At 69.8% G+C, this 2,017-nt stretch carries 4 protein-coding genes; all 4 read left to right on the top strand.

The features are described 5' to 3' along the window. A partial coding sequence (locus tag VKA86_15235; GenBank protein HKK72563.1) for an ADP-ribosylation factor-like protein occupies positions 1–391 on the top strand: 391 nt, incomplete at its 5' end. Positions 392–396: 5 nt separating this feature from the next. Next, entirely contained in the window at positions 397–873 is a 477-nt protein-coding gene (locus VKA86_15230; GenBank protein HKK72562.1) for a hypothetical protein, read from the top strand. A 60-nt stretch (positions 874–933) separates the two neighbouring features. Beyond that, the gene (locus VKA86_15225) at positions 934–1,443 is read left to right on the top strand and encodes a phosphatidylglycerophosphatase A (protein HKK72561.1); all 510 of its coding nucleotides are present in this window, start codon (positions 934–936) and stop codon (positions 1,441–1,443) included. Then, a partial coding sequence (locus tag VKA86_15220; GenBank protein HKK72560.1) for a competence/damage-inducible protein A occupies positions 1,440–2,017 on the top strand: 578 nt, incomplete at its 3' end. The genes VKA86_15225 and VKA86_15220, both read left to right, overlap by 4 nt.

Genomic DNA, 2,017 nt, shown 5'->3' with positions numbered 1-2,017 from the left:
ACTCGGCACGGTGAAGGGGTTCAAGACCCGCTTCCACCTGTACACGGTGCCGGGGCAGGTCTACTACAACGCGAGCCGCAAGCTCATCCTGCGCGGGGTCGACGGGATCGTGTTCGTGGCCGACAGCGACGAGTGCCGTATCGACGCGAACGTGGAGGCCCTGTACAATCTCCACGAGAACCTCGAGGAACACAATCTGAAGCTCGACGAGATCCCCTTCGTCATGCAGTGGAACAAGCGCGACGTCCCGAGCGCGCTGCCCACCGACGAACTCGAGACCGAGCTGAACCCCGAGGGCTTCAAGAGCTTCGAGGCCGTGGCCATCAGCGGCGACGGTGTGTTCGACACGCTCAAGTGCGTGTCGAAGGAAGTGCTGCACAAGCTGAATTGAGTGCGATGCGCTGGACGCTCCTCCTCCTCGCCGTCCTTCTCGCTCCCGCCCCGGGTGTCGCCCGCGATACCCACGTCCCCGACATCGAAGCCCCCGAACCCTGGGGATTCTTCGCCGCGCCGTTCGACTCGGTCGCGAGCGTGGAGTTCCTGCCGGTGGTCGAGATCAACCTCGAGGTCGAACGGGCCTGGAAGGTGGGAATGGACTGGCCGGCGCGAGCGCTCGACGTGGCCCTGCGGGCCGTGGGTCCGCTGGACGCACGGCAGATCCGGATCCGGTCGGACCGCCCGGGCGAGGACGGCATGCGCACCTGGGTGTCGATCATCCAGTACGGTTTCCTCGACGACTCCGTCGCCGGCGAGCGGCACGACCTCGACCTGCTGCTGCAGCTCGACGGCGCGTGGCGGGTGCGCGCGCACGAGCGCAGCCGGGCCTGCTACCGATCGGTCGGCCCGGTCTGGATCGGCGAACCCTGTCCCTGAACGGCAGCTCGCGTCGTCGGGCATTGACCGCTCCGGAGCCCTGACGCACACTGCCCCGCCATGCGCAACACCTTCGATCAGGTCTTCGGCACCGTCTGTGGCCTCGGCCACATCCCCGTGGTGCCCGCCACGTGGACGAGTCTCGCCGTCGCGGGCGTCTTCTGGGCCCTGCAGATCGACGATCCTCTCGTCCAGCTCGTGCTGTTGGTGGCGTTCGTCGTCACCGGGATCCCTGCGTGCAGTGGGCTGGAACGCCGCTACGGCGAAGACCCGAAGCAGGCGACCATGGACGAGGCGGCCGGGCAGACCGTGACCCTGCTCGCCGTGCCCCTCGATCCGATCACCGTGGGGGTCGGCTTCGTGCTCTTCCGGATCTTCGACGTGCTCAAGCCGGCTCCGGCGCGGCGGCTCGAGTCGCTGCACGGGGGCCTGGGCATCATGGCCGACGACCTCGCCGCCGGGGTGTACGCGCGGGTCGTGCTGCAGCTGTGGATCGTGTTCGTCACGCCCCGTCTGCCGGCCGCGCTCACCGATCTCTTCGCACCGCTCGCCGGGGGACTGGTGGGATGAACCGCGACGGCGTCGCCCTGTTGATGGTCGGCGACGAGCTCCTCGACGGTCGCACGCCCGACACGAACAGCCACTGGCTGATCGAACAGCTCTCCGCACGGAACTGGACGGTGACCGGCGTCGAGACCCTGGGCGACGACGTGCACGCGATCGCCGGTGCCCTGCACCGGCGGACCGGCGCGGTGGGGGCCGTGATCGTCACCGGGGGCCTCGGCCCCACGCCCGACGACCGCACGCGCGACGCGCTGGCCATGCTCGCCGGCGAGGAACTCGCCGAGGATCCCGAGCTGGTCGCGCAGATCACCGCCCTTCTGGAATCGCGCGGGCGGACGATGAGCGACGCCAACCGCCGGCAGGCCGTGCGACCCGAGTCGTCACTTCCGCTGCGCAACGGGGTGGGCACCGCGCCCGGGCTGTGGCACGAGATCGACGGCACCGCCGTGATCCTCCTGCCCGGCGTGCCGGCCGAGCTGCGCTGGATGTTCGAACACGAGGTCCGCCCGCGCCTGGCCGCGCACCTGGTGGCCTCGGACACGCACACGCGGCGATTGCGCACCACCGGCGTCGCCGAAGC

The organism is Candidatus Krumholzibacteriia bacterium (genome assembly GCA_035268685.1).
Classification (GTDB): domain Bacteria; phylum Krumholzibacteriota; class Krumholzibacteriia; order JAJRXK01; family JAJRXK01; genus JAJRXK01.
The sequence above is the reverse complement of the archived record's forward strand: the minus strand, read 5'-3'. Positions and strand labels throughout refer to the sequence as shown.